The sequence below is a fragment of the Guptibacillus sedimenti genome (genome assembly GCF_028610665.1).
Taxonomy (GTDB): Bacteria; Bacillota; Bacilli; order Bacillales; family Guptibacillaceae; genus Guptibacillus; species Guptibacillus sedimenti.
Genome location: NZ_JAQQWV010000002.1, coordinates 1 through 16,992 on the forward strand (window position 1 = coordinate 1; position 16,992 = coordinate 16,992).

The 16,992-nt window shown below is 40.8% G+C and carries 18 protein-coding genes; 10 read left to right on the forward strand and 8 right to left on the reverse strand.

What is annotated here, in order from left to right:
* The first annotated feature begins 4 nt into the window (after window positions 1-4).
* From PQ578_RS22485 to PQ578_RS08225, 3 genes are all read left to right on the forward strand, one after another.
* Window positions 5-85 (forward strand): IS3 family transposase, encoded by an 81-nt coding sequence (locus PQ578_RS22485; RefSeq protein ID WP_371018277.1) that lies wholly within the window; start codon window positions 5-7, stop codon window positions 83-85.
* A 178-nt stretch (window positions 86-263) separates the two neighbouring features.
* Window positions 264-1,085 carry an MBL fold metallo-hydrolase gene (locus tag PQ578_RS08220; RefSeq protein WP_273833365.1) on the forward strand — a complete coding sequence of 274 codons (822 nt, stop codon included), beginning with the start codon at window positions 264-266 and terminating at the stop codon, window positions 1,083-1,085.
* Between the two features lie 242 nt (window positions 1,086-1,327).
* Window positions 1,328-1,729 carry a cupin domain-containing protein gene (locus PQ578_RS08225; RefSeq protein ID WP_273833368.1) on the forward strand — a complete coding sequence of 134 codons (402 nt, stop codon included), beginning with the start codon at window positions 1,328-1,330 and terminating at the stop codon, window positions 1,727-1,729.
* Window positions 1,730-1,829: 100 nt separating this feature from the next.
* On the opposite strand, the gene PQ578_RS08230 is transcribed toward PQ578_RS08225, so the two are convergent.
* Window positions 1,830-2,030: a cold-shock protein gene (locus PQ578_RS08230; protein ID WP_098442444.1), complete on the reverse strand. Its 201-nt coding sequence runs from the start codon at window positions 2,028-2,030 to the stop codon at window positions 1,830-1,832.
* Window positions 2,031-2,388: 358 nt separating this feature from the next.
* Here PQ578_RS08230 and PQ578_RS08235 point away from each other — a divergent pair, with 358 nt between their 5' ends.
* Both PQ578_RS08235 and PQ578_RS08240 read left to right on the forward strand, forming a co-directional pair.
* Window positions 2,389-3,201, forward strand: coding sequence for an STAS domain-containing protein (locus PQ578_RS08235; protein WP_273833373.1), 813 nt, complete (start codon window positions 2,389-2,391; stop codon window positions 3,199-3,201).
* 283 nt (window positions 3,202-3,484) lie between these two features.
* Window positions 3,485-4,120: a YczE/YyaS/YitT family protein gene (locus PQ578_RS08240; protein WP_273833375.1), complete on the forward strand. Its 636-nt coding sequence runs from the start codon at window positions 3,485-3,487 to the stop codon at window positions 4,118-4,120.
* Between the two features lie 192 nt (window positions 4,121-4,312).
* On the opposite strand, the gene PQ578_RS08245 is transcribed toward PQ578_RS08240, so the two are convergent.
* From PQ578_RS08245 to PQ578_RS08255, 3 genes are all read right to left on the reverse strand, one after another.
* A complete protein-coding gene (locus tag PQ578_RS08245) occupies window positions 4,313-7,477 on the reverse strand; it encodes a bifunctional cytochrome P450/NADPH--P450 reductase (protein WP_273833377.1) in 3,165 nt (1,054 codons plus the stop codon).
* Between the two features lie 75 nt (window positions 7,478-7,552).
* Complete coding sequence (locus tag PQ578_RS08250; RefSeq protein WP_273833379.1) at window positions 7,553-8,095, reverse strand: TetR/AcrR family transcriptional regulator; 543 nt, start codon at window positions 8,093-8,095, stop codon at window positions 7,553-7,555.
* 302 nt (window positions 8,096-8,397) lie between these two features.
* Window positions 8,398-8,877, reverse strand: coding sequence for a site-2 protease family protein (locus PQ578_RS08255; protein ID WP_273833381.1), 480 nt, complete (start codon window positions 8,875-8,877; stop codon window positions 8,398-8,400).
* A 219-nt stretch (window positions 8,878-9,096) separates the two neighbouring features.
* On the opposite strand from PQ578_RS08255, the gene PQ578_RS08260 reads away from it, so the two are divergent.
* Window positions 9,097-10,506: an MBL fold metallo-hydrolase gene (locus PQ578_RS08260; protein ID WP_273833383.1), complete on the forward strand. Its 1,410-nt coding sequence runs from the start codon at window positions 9,097-9,099 to the stop codon at window positions 10,504-10,506.
* Between the two features lie 40 nt (window positions 10,507-10,546).
* Here PQ578_RS08260 and PQ578_RS08265 read toward each other — a convergent pair whose 3' ends face one another.
* Entirely contained in the window at window positions 10,547-11,710 is a 1,164-nt protein-coding gene (locus tag PQ578_RS08265; RefSeq protein ID WP_273833384.1) for an MFS transporter, read from the reverse strand.
* 182 nt (window positions 11,711-11,892) lie between these two features.
* On the opposite strand from PQ578_RS08265, the gene PQ578_RS08270 reads away from it, so the two are divergent.
* The 4 genes from PQ578_RS08270 (at window position 11,893) to PQ578_RS08285 (ending at window position 15,799) form a co-directional block, all read left to right on the forward strand.
* Window positions 11,893-12,501 carry a TetR/AcrR family transcriptional regulator gene (locus tag PQ578_RS08270; protein WP_273833386.1) on the forward strand — a complete coding sequence of 203 codons (609 nt, stop codon included), beginning with the start codon at window positions 11,893-11,895 and terminating at the stop codon, window positions 12,499-12,501.
* A gap of 255 nt (window positions 12,502-12,756) precedes the next feature.
* Entirely contained in the window at window positions 12,757-13,689 is a 933-nt protein-coding gene (gene glaH, locus PQ578_RS08275; protein WP_273833388.1) for a glutarate dioxygenase GlaH, read from the forward strand.
* A 20-nt stretch (window positions 13,690-13,709) separates the two neighbouring features.
* Window positions 13,710-14,921 carry an L-2-hydroxyglutarate oxidase gene (gene lhgO, locus PQ578_RS08280; protein ID WP_273833389.1) on the forward strand — a complete coding sequence of 404 codons (1,212 nt, stop codon included), beginning with the start codon at window positions 13,710-13,712 and terminating at the stop codon, window positions 14,919-14,921.
* Window positions 14,922-15,019: 98 nt separating this feature from the next.
* Window positions 15,020-15,799, forward strand: a complete 780-nt coding sequence (locus PQ578_RS08285; protein ID WP_273833391.1) for an alpha/beta hydrolase — start codon at window positions 15,020-15,022, stop codon at window positions 15,797-15,799.
* Window positions 15,800-15,838: 39 nt separating this feature from the next.
* On the opposite strand, the gene PQ578_RS08290 is transcribed toward PQ578_RS08285, so the two are convergent.
* The 3 genes from PQ578_RS08290 to PQ578_RS08300 are packed head-to-tail and all read right to left on the reverse strand — an operon-like array spanning window position 15,839 to window position 16,959.
* Window positions 15,839-16,084: a hypothetical protein gene (locus PQ578_RS08290; RefSeq protein WP_273833393.1), complete on the reverse strand. Its 246-nt coding sequence runs from the start codon at window positions 16,082-16,084 to the stop codon at window positions 15,839-15,841.
* Window positions 16,068-16,604 (reverse strand): RNA polymerase sigma factor, encoded by a 537-nt coding sequence (locus tag PQ578_RS08295; protein ID WP_273833395.1) that lies wholly within the window; start codon window positions 16,602-16,604, stop codon window positions 16,068-16,070. The genes PQ578_RS08290 and PQ578_RS08295 overlap by 17 nt, the downstream gene beginning before the upstream one ends.
* Window positions 16,594-16,959 (reverse strand): hypothetical protein, encoded by a 366-nt coding sequence (locus tag PQ578_RS08300; protein ID WP_224883031.1) that lies wholly within the window; start codon window positions 16,957-16,959, stop codon window positions 16,594-16,596. The genes PQ578_RS08295 and PQ578_RS08300 overlap by 11 nt, the downstream gene beginning before the upstream one ends.
* Between the last annotated feature and the right edge of the window lie 33 nt (window positions 16,960-16,992).

The window sequence follows — 16,992 nt, forward strand, 5'->3', positions numbered from 1 at the left end:
ATACATACGATTTTACAATCACCAGAGATTTCAAAAGAAACTAAACAACCTGAGCCCCTATAAATATAGAGCTCAGGCTGCATAAGAATGCTTTTTAATTTCCGTCTACTTGACGGGGGTCACTTCATTAACGGGATGCTTTTTTAGTGCTCAGAGAATGTTCTCCTTCTAAAGATGTAGAAAAAATAAGTCATTAGCTACAGTAATTGAATGGGTAATTAGGTTATAATTTCCATGAGGATGAAAAAGAGGGAGAGATGATTATGAAGCGACCGATTTGCATCACGTGCGGCACGCAATACTGTGATATGGAGGTTAATCCTGAAACGTGCCCTATTTGTAAAGAAGAAAGACAGTATGTTAATCCAGATGGGCAGGAATGGACAACGCTTATCGACATGCAGAAAAAGCAGTTTCAAAATCAAATTATTGAAGAAGAAAAAGGTTTATATAGCATCACAACAGCTCCGACTTTTGCAATTGGTCAAACAGCATATCTAGTCCAGAGTGATGGATTTAATGTGCTATGGGATTGCATTTCTTATCTTGATGAAGCGACAATTCAAGCGGTTAAAGACCTCGGCGGCATTGATGCCATTGCGCTGTCACACCCACATTATTACTCTTCTCAGGTAGAATGGGCAGAAGCCTTTCATGTTCCAATCTATATTCATGAAGATGATGCCAAATGGGTGATGAGAGAGAGTGAGAGGATTGAGTTCTGGAATGGCGAGTCATTGGAACTGGCCCCTCACTTAACCATTCATCGTCTTGGCGGACACTTCCTTGGTGGTGCAGTGCTTCATGTGAAGGATTTGGGTGGAGGGAAAGGTCTACTGCTGACGGGTGACATTATACAAGTTGTCGCTGATCAGGAATGGGTTAGTTTCATGTATAGCTATCCTAATTTAATTCCGTTACCTGGGAGCAAGGTGAAAGAAATGGCTCAGAAGGTTAAGCCACTAAAGTATGATCGCCTTTACAACGCCTTTCATCGCATCGTTGAATCTGGCGCAGATGAGGCGGTTCAACGGTCGGCTACTCGATATCTTCAAGCTCTTGAAGGAGAGCTTTTTCATACGTAAAAGCAAGACCTCCTTAATAGAAGGAGGTTTTGCTTTTAGGAGCAAGGAAAAGGGAAAACTTTAGATAGAGCGAATATAGTTTAGAAGGGGAATGGATGGAAAAGTAAAACGGGTGTTGAATTGCTAGACAAAGGTTTGGAAATAAGGAGAAGTGGAAAAACCATTACACATAGTGAAAATAGTAGGAAAATGTTAGAAAGAAAAGGTAAGCATCGATTAGGTTTTACGGAGGAGGAGTAGGGATGAAAATTTATAATTTTAGTCGGTCGGCAGGAAAAGAAATTACAAAATTCGGATCGCAATTTATGATGTCTCGCATTACACAGACGGAATCAAGCGTACATATAGGTGCCATGTACCTGGACAAAGAAGGGTTGATTGGGTTTCATCAGGCCGTGACGCCGCAATTATTATTAATCGTAAGTGGTGAAGGATTGGTAAGAGGAGAAGACAATGAGTTAATGAAGGTAAAAGAAGGGGATGCTGTCTTCTGGAATAAGGATGAATGGCATGAGACGACTACGGAAAAGGGATTAACCGCCATTGCCATTGAAGGTGAATTTGATCCGGAGTTGTTTTTAAATGAAAAAGAAGAAGCAGAAGAAACAGAAGAAACAGAAGAAACAGAAGAAACAGAAGCATAAGTGGAATATAGAAACAAAGTGATCTGACTACGAGAAAGCAACTAAATAAACATAAACAAAAAAAGCTCTTCCGCTGGGGAAGAGCTTTTTTATATATGATTTATGCTTTAACTACGTTAGTAGCTTGTGGTCCGCGGTTACCTTGCTCAGTGTCAAAAGTAACTGTTTGACCTTCTTCAAGAGTTTTGAAACCTTCGCCTTGAATAGCTGAGAAATGTACGAATACGTCGTCTCCGCCTTCAACTTCGATGAAGCCAAAACCTTTTTCTGCGTTAAACCATTTTACTGTACCTTTGTTCATGTGTGTATCCTCCAAGTGCATTTTGCACAAATATTACTATTCCTGCTCTACATAATCATTTGAGATGTAAGTACTTCCTAAAGTAGCCTGCTCTTTAATAATCAGTACCGAACAACAATAATTAACCTTAGTATAACATGTCTCCCAAAAAAAGCAAACCTCTTCTGGAAATTCCCCCAATTTCGTTGTAGAAAGGAGCCTGGGAATGAAGCTGTTTGGCGTCGTAAGCATTGATGTATTAGGGTTTATAGGTATCTTTAGAAATATAAATAAGGCAGTGAGAAAGTTTTTAATGTAAAATGAAGTGTGTTCCTCTATGATAGGATAGAGAATCGATTTATCAGCGGAGGTAGAAGATATGCCAATTCAGAAATCGATCATTGATCAGGAAGTTCAATTAATCGGAAAACAGCTAGAAGCAAGAAAGTTAGATATTGCAAAAAGCTTACTCAAACCAGGTGCGGACAATGCAGAAGCACTGAGGTTACATACAGAGCTTGTTCAACTGTGTGCCGACACCATTTTAATTGGTATAGAAGAAACGATGCCTAACGTTACAAAGTGGGGAAGAGAGACTGGAGAGCTGGCGGTTAGTTATGGCTCAGAACTAGATGAGTCACTGAAAACCACGTCAGAATTTAGACAAGCAATATGGGATGTCATTGAATTAATAACAGTCGAAGCAAACCATACGGTTCAAAGTGTTTTTGGAGCCGGGAAATTGGTTGATCGTATGCTTGACCATGCTGTTTATGCGTACAGCACAGCCTATGTTACCTCATATAAGAATAATCTCAGCCATGCACAAGAAGTATTTCTAGAGCTTTCTGTTCCCGTTGTACCAATTCTTGAGGGTGTCGCTGTTTTGCCGATTATCGGTGATGTTGACACGCATAGGGCTAGCCTTCTTATGGAAACAGCACTAAGAGAATCTACTGAAAAACGCTTAACGCATTTATTTATCGATCTTTCTGGTGTCACTATTGTTGATACAATGGTTGCAAACAACATTTTTAATATTATTTATTCTCTAGAGCTGCTAGGTGTTAAGGGGATCCTATCAGGGATTAGGCCTGAAGTGGCACAAACGATGATTCATCTCGGAATCGATTTCTCTTCCATTCAAACGCACAGTACGTTAAAACAAGCATTAGCCAGGCATATTTTATAATCTGCTCAATCATTATTGAGAAAAAGCTGTCCAAAACGGGCAGCTTTTTTTGTGAGGAAAAAACAAAAATATTGGAATGTTTTTTAAAAGTGAAATCCATTGACGGTGAAAACAATGACTAATAAAATGGTCTCGAAAAATCTTAGTAAGATCCTCTCTTCCACAAGCAAGAACGCTACCATCTTAAGCGAAAAGACGGTTTGTCTTCAAAGGTCTGACTGACTAGCAGATGGAATCAGGATACTCAGGATTTCTTTATTTTTTAGGAAGGGAGGATGTCGTAATGCTTTATCGAATTACGGTTTATCTTCTTGGTATGTTTATTAACTTTTTTGGTGTCGCGCTTGTCATTCATGCGACGCTTGGAGCCGGATTTTGGACTTCTTTTTTTATTGGGCTATCAGATTTAGCAGGACTTACCGTTGGGTTTTGGTATGGCTTGTTTCAAATCCTCGTCATTTTCTTGAATGGGAGTTTAATGAAACAGAAACCAGAATATGGAGCGGTTTTGCCGATTATTCTAGAAAGCTTTATTCTCGACTTCTGGTTAGAAATTGTGTTTTCTTCCGTTCAGCTAACAGCAGCACCACTAATGGTAAAAGTTGCGGTCCTAATTGCTGGAATGGTCGCTATTGGGTTAGGCGTAGCCATCTATATATTGCCACAATTCCCGCGAGCACCATTTGATCAGCTTTTTCTTGTGATTAGCGCAAGATTCAATCTTAGTTTGCAAATGGGACAGACGAGTGTTGCCATTGTCATGGCAACACTTGCTCTAATTATTGGTGGTCCAGTTGGTGTAGGAACAATTGCGCTCGTATTTTTACTCGGACCGATTATTCAATTCTGGTATGAGAGAGCGTATCCAATGTATTACATGCTGTATCCAACGCAAGCACCGCATGAGGAATATTTATAAATGTGTGTTATGAGACGCTTTTGTGCAAATGCAAAAGCGTCTTTTTTTGCGGAAATTGGGTTTTATAAGAAAAAGGCATTCTCTATTAATTAAGGGTGCTTAAAGTACCGATTGTAACGTCAGCAGTTCTTGTAAAAAAATGAAGAATAAAAAAGACAGCGAACCAATTAAAGTTCGCTGTCTTCTCCCATATTATGCGCCAGCCCATACATCTTTCGCATACCGGCCGTCTCGCTCAAGTTCTTCTAGCCATTGAATCGCTTCTTGCTCAGTTGTCTTATACATCGATTGATAGCTTGTGATAATCGTTTGCTCAACTTCAGGAGCCATGTGGCTACCGTCGCCGCAAACGTATAAGCGTCCACCGTCTTTTAGAAATGGGATGACATCCAAAGCATTCTCGGATACAAGGTGTTGGACATACGTTTTTTTCTGTCCAGGGCAACGCGAAAATGCCGTGTGAAGGGTAACAAGTCCATCTTTTTCAGCCTGTTCAAGCTCTTCCTGATATAAATAATCATGTTCAGGATTACGGCAACCGAAGTAGAGGTGAGCTGCACCAAGCTCGTTGCCTTGCTTACTTAATTCCCGGCGAGCTTGAATGAATCCTCTAAATGGCGCAATACCTGTTCCAGGTCCAATTAGGACCATTGGTGTTTCTGGGTCTTCTGGAAGCTGGAAGTTGGACTGTGGCGTATTGATAAAGCAGGCCACTTTGTCACCAAATTCACGCGTTGCCAGGTAGTTGGATGCAACGCCCTTGTATTCTCCTTTACCATTCCAAGCAGTGTCACGAACGACACTAACCGTCATGCTCGCTTCTCGTTCTTTATAAAGTGGAGAACTTGAAATCGAGTAGTAGCGAGCCTTCAATGGCGGAAGTAGTGCAATGAACCGCTCAAATGGAATCTCGCAAGCTAGATAGTGTTCAACGAGTTCTAGCATCGTAACGCGCTTCTCAAGAACTTCCTTTTTATAGGTGTCGTCTTCAAGTAACTGTTCGAGCTCGACAACATGTGGTGGACACACAGTATGTGCAGCTAGCGCGCGTATTTGTGAACGCGTTGCAGGTTCTTGAAGTTCTACATAAGAAGAAAGAAGCTCTTGGAGTTTCACTGGTTTGTCAGTAGGAAGGTGAGCCGCTTTACCAGAATCTCCAGTCAGTAACACATGATCATGCCCATTTAACGAGAAGCGATCAAGAACGCGATTGACCATTTCATCACTATTTTGTGGAAGGATGCCGACATGATCCCCTTCTTGATAGGTCACACCGTCAGGTAACATCAATTCAATGTGTCGTGTGCTTCTTCCACTCTCTGTATGCTGTAATTCAACATTTCGATTAATAATCGCAGTGAACGCGTGGTGTGTTCTAGCGAGAGGCGTATCACTTACGCCACTTACGAAACTCATTGAAATGGAACTGTTTTCTGAGCTGTTTTCATTTAGTTCGATATTCATCGCTTCTGCGAGATTTGGCCATAGCATTGCTTCCCATTTCTCATAATCGCCTTCAAAGTCATCGCTTGCATCCCCATCCCCAGTTTCAGAAATTCGCTGAGCACCTTTCTTTGATAGCTGCTCATCAATTAGGGATGGGATCCGTTGATACGTGTTGGCCCAGTTGCGGTCACCGCAACCAAAGACGGCATAATGGACACCGTTTACTGCTCCATCTTCCATCTCATCAAGCCATTGTACAAATTCATCCGCATTGTCTGGAGGATTTCCGTTATAGGAAGCGGAAACAATCAGAACAGCTCCGTCTTGAGGAAGTTCATTCACATAATCGTTCAGAGGAGCAACTTCAGAGCTAAAACCCTGTTGGCGGCCAGTTTCAGCAAGGTCACGAGCAATTCCTTCAGCTGTACCTAGATTGGAACCATATAAGACAAGAAGAGGAGTTCCGTGTGCATTTTCGACGGGTACCGGTGCTGTTTTCTCTTCTTTTTCAACAGGTTCAGCTTGTGTAACGAAAGAAATCGATTCCTTTCTTTGCTTCACTTTCATTTTTAGACCATCGGGTTTGAGTGTTAATGTTTCTTTCACATCAAGCTGGTAGTTCGAATGATCGATTAGATCAAAGTGCTGAATAACCATACCGAGAACGAGCGTCGCTTCATGTAGTGAGAATTGTTGCCCGATACATGCGCGCTGCCCATTTCCGAACGGCTTATAAGCGTGTTGGGGGATAGAAGACGGGTCTTCAAAGCGTTCAGGTACGAATTCTTCCACATTATCACCCCAAATGGATTTATCACGATGTAGTTCGGGGAGTAGGAGCGTGAACTCGTCACCCTTTTCTACATCATATTCACCATTCAATGTTGTATCTTCCTTCGCATAAAGAGAAAAGGCAGGAGCGGTTGGCCATAAGCGAAGGGATTCATTAAGAATCATTCGAACATACTTGAGTTGCTTCACCTGCTTATAATCAGGAATAGCATCGCCAACGACACGGTCTACTTCTTCTTGAGCTTTGGCAAGCTTATCTGGATTATTCATTAGGTAGTAAAGTGTAAATGAAAGCAATCCACTTGTCGTTTCATGTCCAGCGATTAAGAATGTGATAATTTGGAAACGGATATTCTCATCATCAAGCGGTTCACCTGTTTCAGGGTCTTTTCCTTTTAACATATGTGCTAAAAGGTCATCCTCGCCTTGATCACCATTCTTCTTACGGTCTGCGATTAAGCCATCGACAAGAGAAAACATATAGTCAATATCATCTTTAAATTGTTTTTTGGAGCGTACCATCAGTTTATCTTGAACGCCAAGACGCTGTGATTGATTCATCGCTTCATCCAAAGCGCGAACCATCGCATCAACAAATTCATGGTTGGTTTCTCTGTAAAAGCTATTAAAGCGAAAATCGAATCCACAAAGGCCAATCGTATCAAGAGTTAGACGCGTCATATCTTCGGGAACATCAATTTCTTCATCAGGGTTAAGGCGTGCCCACTTCTGAATAAGCTGTGTAGCAAGATCGACCATTTTATTATGATAGTCTTTCATCGCTTGTTGACTAAAACTTGGAAGGAGGATGTTGTGGGCTTTTTTCCAATTCTGTTCGTTCGTTTCACTTGTGAATAAGCCATCTCCACCAAAAGCGCGAACTTTTTGAAGAACGGGTCCTACTTTTTTGTCGAAGCGTTTTTCATCTGTTATTTCCGAGACAAGGGATGCACTAGAGACAAACGTACTGGTGCGTCCAGGAAATTGAAACTGATAAATTGGGCCCAATTCTTTAGCAAGTTTCATAAACGATTGAATGGGTTTTTCTTTATCAATAAGAGGAAGGTTTCCTAAAGGTCCATAAGTTTTTGGCTGTGGGAACGATTTCTTAGTAGTCAAGATGAATCACCTCATTAGTAATTTTTGGATCGGAATGAACGTTCATTCATTATCTTGTATGAAGAGACTTGCTCTTCATTGATGGGATCTAACTGAGTCCCATAAGCTTTCTTCGATATTTGACAGGAGCTCTGGATCGGGATCGAGATCTCCTGCTCTTACAAGATTCTGAAGTTCAAGAAATGCGCCATATACAATGGCGATTAGGGCTTCAGAGGGCAGGTTTCGGATAACAGCATGTTGTTTACCAGTATCAAAGAAATTTCTTAATAAGTTCAGCAATTGATTAAAATCAGTCCGACTTTGTTGATCCAAAAAGTGAGACGCACTATGTTTTTTAATAAAGTATAGCGCGTGTTCATTCTGGTTTGTAAACAAAATCATTGCCTTAAAAATATGATGAAACTGATTCCGTATAGGCTTATGAAATGGAAATTGATCCTTAATCGTATTTGTAAATGTTTCAACATAATTTTGAAAGAGAGTGTTAACAAGAACCTCTTTATTCTCGAAATAACGATAGATGGTGCCTGCTCCAACATTTGCGGAAGTGGCAATCATCGGAACTGTGGTTGCATTAAACCCTCGCTCCGCAAATAGAGCAAGAGCGCTTGTCATAATGCTTTCTCGTTTCGTTTGAATTGTTACGAGCCCCTCTCTGAAAAAAATACGGAATGAATATTCATTCCTCTCTCATTTTAAACCTATTGGAAAAGCTTAACAATAAAGCAGAGGTCCTAAAAAGATTGAAGATCCTGTTAACTAGAGGGTCTAATCCCCTATTTTAATGTTAAAAATTGGTATGAAACAGCATGCAAAAGAATAATTCCATCTGAGAAGTGTACTCCCTTTGTTGTATCCTTATAAATCTAATGAGGCTTCTCACTATAAGAAAGCCTCCACTGATTTTCGCTATTTTCTTAGTCGATTGGATCTTGAGCTTTTCCGTATCGAATGACATCGATAATCGCCATACCATCACTCGGTTTACCGGCATCATTTCGATAAGGCATTAGGGAGAAGAAAATAAAATAAATCGAGAAGTAAGTAAATTGATAGAAGAAGAGATCAACTGGAAGAATGTCAGCATAAATTAATGCGTTTAGAATGAGAATAACAATAATGTTGAATAGACTACCAGCCGCATAAATGGCAACGTGAGCCCATGTTTTGTTATAGGTTAAATCTTCGTATTGGCACCAACCTTCCATAAAGTATTTCTTTTTTACTTCAAGAGGACCGATATGAAAAATGGTCTTCCCAGTACCAATACAGAATTTGATTTTGCCTCCAAAAACTCTTGCTATAAGAACATGTCCAGCTTCGTGTAGGAGAGTGATGATGGGTAATATGATAAAAAAGTTCACGAAGAACATTGGTATATCACTTAAAGTAAACATTGAGAACCTCCAAATAAATCGTTTAATAATCGCTCTTTTCGTAAATAGTACACTGAGATAGTGCGTTCCCGATTAAAGGAATTCCAAACCTTTATGAAGAAGTTTCTTTCTGATATGGGCAATAAATGCGTGTGGGTTGCTGAAAAATGAAAAAGGGTTTATGATGATTATAGATACCCCGAGGGGTAATTTGAAAACTGTTACTAGGAGGATAATGACATGTATTTACGTACGTTTTTTGATGAAAAATTGGCACAGTATTCTTATATGATTGGCTGTCAACGAACTGGTGAAGCGCTTGTAATTGATCCAGCGCGAGACGTTACACCGTATTTAGAAACAGCGAAAAAGGAAGGCTTTCATTTAGCGGCAGCAGCAGAGACGCACATTCATGCTGACTTCGTCTCAGGCGCAAGACAACTTGCTGAAAAGCATGACGTAAAGCTGTACTTATCTGATGAGGGAGATCAAGACTGGAAATATGGTTATCTCAATGGTTTGAATGTAGAACTTGTAACAGATGATTCTATAATTCATGTAGGCAACGTAGAACTTCGTGTGATGCATACCCCTGGGCATACCCCGGAAAGTATTTCGTTCGTTCTTACAGATCGTGGTGGCGGTTCTGAGGTACCAATGGGGATTTTCACTGGTGATTTTGTATTTGTAGGTGATATTGGTCGCCCAGATTTGCTTGAAAAAGCCGCCGGCGCTGTTGGTACAGCTGAAACGGGAGCAAAATCAATGTTCAAATCGCTACAAAAGTTTAAAGAGCTACCAGAATTTATAACGGTCTGGCCTGGTCACGGCGCAGGTAGCGCATGTGGAAAGTCCCTTGGTGCTGTTCCTCAGTCAACAGTTGGTTATGAACTGCGCAATAACTGGGCACTGAAGGAAGAAAATGAAGAGACATTCGTCAAAGAACTATTAAATGAACAGCCTGAAGCTCCGACGTACTTTGCTGTGATGAAGAAAGTAAATAAAGAAGGGCCGAACGTCTTAACAGGTGAAGAACTTGAAAAGGTTGAGAGCGTTGATGAAGTACGTGCACTTGCAACAAATGGAAAGACGACAATTGTCGATACGCGACCAGCACAGGATTTCGCGGATGGCCATATTGATGGAGCGATTAACCTTCCATTCAATAAAGCCTTCACGAATTGGTCAGGTTGGGTACTAGACTATGAACGCGACTTGCTTCTTATTGCAGAGGATAATCAAAAAGAAGAGATCGTAAAGGCGTTACACTCCATTGGCATTGATCGGATGAAAGCATATGCTGGTCCTGAGCTTCTCTCACAATGGGATGATCTTGAAGGCTATTCTTTTGTTACAACAGAGGAATTGATAGATGTTTATGACAAAGAAGATGTTTATGTTGTTGATATTCGAAAAGAAAATGAATGGAACGCCGGTCATATTCCTGGCGCTAATCATCATATGCTTGGCTATTTAGAAGATCAGGCAAATGATATTCCAGAAGATAAAACGGTTGTGGTTCACTGTCAATCTGGAACTCGTTCAGCAATCGGAACAAGCTTACTTCAGTCTCTTGGTTTCAAGGACATTTTGAACTATAGCGGTGGTTTTGCTGCATGGGAAAAAGACGGAGATAAAATTGAAAAATAATTTAAAAAGAGCGTAAAGCCACTGCTTTACGCTCTTTTTCTTATGCACTCATTTCAGTTTCTAACGTAGCCGGTTTAGGCTTTATTAGCATTAATCCAATCCCCCCAACACTAAGGACAGCTGCAACGAGAAACGGTGCGTGAGCTGATACTCCCTGGCCGATCAAACCAGAAAGGACGGGGGCAATTGCAGCACCGAGCCAGCGGAGGAAATTGTATCCTCCTGACGTTATGCTTCTTTCATATGGAGAAACTTCCATCACGTAGCTTGTAAAGAGGGCGTTATTGAGTCCTGAAGCAAGTCCTGAAACGATAACCACAGTAATCAGAAGTGGTGTCGTTGGGACAACAAATAGTAAGGCTAGTAAGAGAGCAAATATCAATAAGCTATAAGGAAGAATTTTCTTCGGTAGAAACTTTTTCTCAAGTTGGTGACTTAGAATGGCTGAACCGTAGGCGAGCATTAACCCCCACCCAAAGAATACAAATCCAATTTGAATCGCATTAAGTCCGATAATGAGCGGCGTATAAGCCAGCACTACAAAAAACCCGTAGTAATAGAGCATCGCTGCAAGAGCGGACGTTAGGAAAGGTTTGAATGAAAAGAGCCCTTTTAACTCATTCATTCCAACAGGTTTACGTTTTTGTTTGCCATTTGGTTCAAACACAAAGAAGAGAACAAGGCAAAATGCAGCTAGAATTAGGATCGACGTTGCAAAGAAAGGGAATCTCCATGAATAACCACCAAGAACACCACCTACAAGGGGGCCGCCCGCCATTCCTAGTCCAATCGCTGCCTCATAGTAGCCAACGGCTTTTTGTGGGTCTTTAGATAAAGCGATTAATAGCGTCATGGCTGTCGCGAAGAACATAGAATTACCAAATCCCCAACCTGCTCTAAAAATCGATAGGCTTGCGATTCCATTTGAAAGAGCGCAAAGCAGTGCAAAGACCGTAACGATGAATAAACCAAATACCATCATGCGCTTATCACCAAATCGACTTGCAAAAATACCGGCTGGAATCATCATAATGGCCATTGTCAAAATGTAAGCAGTAAACAGCATTTCTACTTGCCAGTGGTTTGCACCAATTTGTTCTGCGATCGTTGGAAGAATCGGATCGACAATCCCTATACCCATAAAAGCAAGAAAGGTTGCTGCAATTGTAATCCACCGGGCTTTTGTCAATTTCTTCTCATTCATTCAATTTAACCTCCAATAAATATCGTTCGAAAAGAACAACGGTTGTTATTTATACAACAAGTGTCGTAAAATATTTTAACAGAGTCATGAAATTGGGCAATAATCAAGTTTTTGAAAAACGTGGTCTAAACGACAAGTTATAAAGTGTTGTTGAGAAAAGGTTTAATTTGGAGGAGATTTTTATGAGAGAGAAGGAAGACCCGCGCGTTACGCGAACACGAAAGCTCTTGCAGGATTCGTTTATCCATCTGATGTCAGTAAAAGAATATGAGAAAATCACGATTGCCGATATTACAACAGAAGCAACGGTTAACCGCGCTACTTTTTATTTGCATTATCAAGATAAAGAAGAGTTACTACTTCAAACGGTTGATGAAATGCTTCGGCAGTTGTTTGGCGAGGCGCTGACCATTCCTCCTGGTAATTTACCAATTGATGAACTTCAGCGTTATATCGCAGAACATATTTTCTCAAGTATTGCAGAATACGATAAATTCTTTCACGTCATGTTAATCAAAAAAGGAATGCCAAACTTTCTTGATCACATGCGTAGCTTCTTCTTTGATTTCTATGACAATCGAATTGCAAAAGGGAGATTCGATCCTCTCCCGTTACCAAGTGAAGTCATCGCAAGCTATATCGCATCTGCTTATACAGGCATGATTTCCTGGTGGCTTGAAAATGAGATGCCTTATACACCGAAAGAGATGGCTGAGCAAATGATTCAGTTAAATCAAAAAGGACCTACGGGGATATTAAAGATGCACGTGAGGAAGAGTAAAGGCAGTTGACAGAAAATTCGATTCATTGTAATCTTAACTTACTAGCTCATACTTCCCTTTAGAAAGGTATCCCTTTCAAAATCAGGACAGTAGGGTATCGTCTGAATGATAACAATGACAATAACTGATAAAACTGTTGAAGCTCTTGCAGGAGTTTCGTCCGCAGTTTAAAGCCAGTATATTTTTTCCGTAAGACGGGAGAAGTGTGCTGGCTTTTTTGTTTTTCTTGTCATTCTAAAAACCATAAAAGGAGAGATGCATGCAATGGAACTTACAAGGATCAAGCAGAATGAAAGAAGTGTGAAAAAAGGCAAAGGGTATGAGATTAAACCGAGTGCAGTTCATGAACGGCTTTATGTAGTGGAGCTGGAGGAAGAAGTGATCACTCGTTTTTTTGAAGACGTTCGTGAGATTAGTAGTCAGCAGTTAGCGTATATCCCTTACATGCGATTTATTCTGACAGAGAAGCTCTCACGCCTTTTAGATAAAAACTTTCAAAAAGCAGTTCGAGCCATTCTCCATGATCGACAGACGGGCGGATTTACCGTTGGGGTTAACAAGCAAACGACTGATCCAGAGGACTATGTAAAGTTTTCAACCGCATTTTCTCACCTTGTTGGCATTCCTAATTTCGATGCGATGTCCGGAAATTACTACGCTCGTTTTTCAGTGAAACATACGGATACGAGTGATTCCTACCTTCGTCAGGCGTATCGTCTTTTTACACTCCATACGGATGGAACATATGTAGATGAAGCGACGGACTGGTTGTTGATGATGAAATTTGAGGAGCAACATGCGGTTGGCGGACGTTCACGACTTCTTCATCTTGATGATTGGGAAGAGCTTGAGCGGTTTTATCAGCACCCGATGGCATCACAGCGATTGATCTATAAGGCACCGCCAAGCAAAAATGTGGTGAAGGAAGTGTTTCGTACGACGTTCTATGAACAAAACAATGAACCTTGTATTTGTTTTATCGATCAGTTCGTTCATCCAGAAAACATTGCGCAGGCAACTTATTTACAGGAACTATCACGTTCGATGGAGAATTCTTCTGCTACAAAAGGACTTGAGCTTCCAGCAGGAGAATTGATTATGTTGAATAATCGATTCTGGCTTCATGGAAGAGAAGCCTTTGAAGAAAATACTGGACTTCACAGAGAGCTTTTACGCCAGCGTGGTCGATTCGCTTGAGTTGAATTGGAGGAAACAGCATGTATGATTATCTCGTGATTGGGGGCGGAATCGTTGGTTTATCCACAGCCCTTTCGATTCGACACCGTTACCCAAATGCAACACTTGCAATCGTTGAAAAAGAAAAGGAATGGGCTAGTCATCAAACAGGCAGAAATAGTGGTGTGATTCATTCAGGAATATATTATAAGCCTGGTAGCTTGAAAGCCACATTAGCGAAGCGGGGCAGTGAGTCGATCGTTCGCTTCTGTCAGGAGAATAATATTGCACACGATGTGTGTGGAAAGGTTATCGTAGCTGTCAATGAAACGGAAAAAGGTAATCTAAATCACTTGTATGAACGTGGATTGGAAAATGGTCTAGACGTACAAAAGCTCACAAAGGAGGAGCTTAAAGAGGTCGAACCTCATGTAAATGGGGTAGGTGGGATTCGGGTGCCGTCTACTGGCATCGTGAATTATAAGAAAGTGACTGAGAAATTAGCGGAAATTCTATCGAACCAAGAAGTTGACTTATTTCCGGGAACCAGAGTAACAAATATCGAGGAAAGTCTTGATGAAGCGGTGGTTGATACATCTAAAGGAGCGTTTAAAGCAAAGTATATAATTAATTGTGCTGGACTTCAAAGTGACCGTATCGCTAGGCTCGCGGATATTTATACCGATTTAAAGATCGTTCCATTTCGAGGCGAGTATTTTGAATTGAAGAAAGAGAAAAGTCATCTGGTTAAAAACTTAATTTATCCTGTACCAAATCCAGATTTTCCGTTTCTTGGTGTTCATCTCACTCGTATGATGGATGGCTCGATTCATGCTGGACCAAATGCGGTACTTAGCTTGAAGCGTGAGGGCTATCATAAGCTATCATTTAATCCAAAAGATGCCCTCGATGTACTGGCATTTGAGGGGTTTTGGAAAATGGCGGGAAGTAACATGAAAGAAGGACTAAAAGAAATGGGACGGTCCTTTCACAGAAAATCATTTGTGAAAAGCCTCCAGAGACTTGTACCAGAAATTCAAGAGGAAGACGTGGTTCCAACTCACTCAGGAGTAAGGGCACAGGCTCTGCTTAAGAATGGTCAACTTGTTGATGATTTCTTTATTATTCCTGGCAAAAGATCCATTCATGTTTGCAACGCACCTTCTCCTGCTGCGACAGCATCATTAGAGATTGGGAAGATCATTGCAGGTAAAGTGCCTTCGCCTACGAGAAAGATGATTCGATTATCGTGAACGAAAAGCCATCGAGGAAACTCGGTGGTTTATTTTATGGAAGAGGGAAAAGGAGGCTACTACGAGAAGAATAGTTCTAGATGTGGAGGGGGTAGAGCATGTTAGTAACGAAACAATATTGGATTCCGGTGTTTAATGAAGAAAGAACGGTTAGAATTTATTTACCAGATACATATGAACAAACGAATCAAGATTATCCAGCTCTCTATATGCACGATGGACAAAATGTGTTTGAAGATAAGGATGCAGTAGGGGGAAGGTCGTTGCGTTTAAAGGACTATCTCGAGCAGAATCATGATCAGGTTATCGTTATTGCGATTGATTCGGGCGCTAATCGGATGGAGGAATATCGCTTATGGGCGCCGGGAAAGATGAGTGATGAACTTACGGGGAAAAGTGATTCTAAAGAAGCGAAGGGTAGGGATTATCTGGATTTTATCGTGAGGGATTTAGTACCGTCGATTAATGCTACGTATCGCATACAGGTGGGATCGAATTATATGGCTGGTATTTCACTTGGCGGTTTGCTTACAGTCTATGCGCTATGTTGCTATCCAACTGTTTTTAGAAGAGGAGCAGGGATCTCTTCCGCTTTTTTTCGTAATCAGGAAAAGTTAGAGCAGTATATCTTAGAATCCGAACAAGTTGCATTTGACGGTCTTTATTTGGATTGCGGAGATAAGGAATCAGGAGAAGAGCGGATCGATCGAGCGTTTCTGAAATCGAATGAACGGATTTTGGGATTGTTAGAGGAAAGAAGGAGTAGTGTTGAATTTAAAGTGGTTAAGGATGGAAAGCATCATTATGAGTCATTTTCTCATAGAGTACCCGATGTCATGACTTTTTTGCTAGGGCGTAGAGATTACAAGCATCAGTAACTTAAAAAGGACCTGGATGAGGTCCTTTATTGATAGAGTTTACATGAATAATAGTAATCCTGCCGATATTCCAATCGTAAGAACAATCGGAGCTAATTGGATTTTCAGTAACAAACCAGATGTACTAGCATGGTGATCAAGTGGATTTTGAACGGGTGCACTCATAAAATCCGCTACTCGGTCTGATTTCTTCTTCTTGAAGGAAAGGGGGGGAACGTCAACGGTGTACTGATCAAGTTGTTCACGCAGTTCTTTCGGTAGCGAATGGTTATTGTGTGATTTCATCGTAATGTCCCTCCAATAAATCTCTTAAACGTTTAATTGCTGTCGATAATCTTGACTTAACCGTTCCAACCGGAATATCTAAAATGTTTGCGGTGTCTTCTTGAGTCATGTCGTGATAATAGGTTAAGAGGATAACCGCTCGCTGCTTTTCAGGTAGCTGTTTAATCGCCCACTGAATCGTCATCTTCTCCACAGAATCGTTAAAAGAAAATTCTTCTTTTTTGATCAGAAAAGGGAGAAGCGTTTGCCATTTTTCTCTTCGTTTTAATTTGTTAATCATCAGTTGATAACCGATTTTAAAAAGATACGTTTTTAGAGACGCCCGTGTAACATCATAGCGATCCTGATACTTGTGAAATTTAACGAATGTATCCTGAACAAGGTCGATACTAAGCTGCTCATCACGAGTATAGCGAAATAAGAAACGGTAGAGTGAATCTTTGTGTGTAAGGTAAATGGTTTCGAACGTCATAGCCAATGAGTTCTCGAAAGGAATCGATTCGCGTTCGTTAAAATTCATTTGGCCAGCGCTCTTTTATCCCTTTGTAAGTGTAAGCGAGTCGGAAAATAAACCAGAGAAATGTGAGAAGTGGAAAAACAAAGGTCTGATGCAGAAAGAACTGCACAAATGGATTTTCAATGTTTTCTCCCTTAATTAGAAAAACAAATAAACCTGTAATACATAAGAAAGAATACGCTGAGGAAACAATCATGACATAATCCCACCGCGACCAATAAAAATAGAGAGTTGTCTTCTGAAAATCAATTCTTCCATTTGTTTTGTGAACATGTTTTTGAAGCGTTGCAATTAAGACTGCAAAAATGGTTCCGAGAACTCCTGCCATCACTAACCCCATGATCCAACCTATTGCCATGTGTTTCACACCTTTCATTTCTATATTTTCACA